Below are 243 nucleotides of genomic sequence, written 5' to 3'. Positions count from 1 at the left end.
CCCACCACCATTGGAACCGGTTGGAATGTTATGAATGCAATTCTGAGCACGGGGGACTTTAATGGAGACGGTACGGGAGACGTGCTGGCCCGGCGTTCGGATACAGGCGCCCTCTGGCTCTACCCCGGCGACGGAACCCGCGGCTGGCTCCAATGGAAGCAAATCTCCGCGGGTTGGGACAACCGAACATCGATCGCAGGCCCCCGGGACCTCGACGGCGATGGCAAGAACGATGTCATTGGC

Annotated in this window: 1 protein-coding gene; it reads left to right on the top strand. The window is 61.3% G+C overall.

The window, feature by feature from the left end; translation table 11 throughout:
* Positions 1-30 precede the first annotated feature (30 nt).
* A partial coding sequence (locus ACPYOM_RS23555) for an FG-GAP repeat domain-containing protein (protein WP_481347837.1) occupies positions 31-243 on the top strand: 213 nt, incomplete at its 3' end.

The sequence above is a fragment of the Monashia sp. HAY1-2A genome (assembly GCF_056755315.1).
This window is presented reverse-complemented; position numbering and strand designations above follow the sequence as displayed.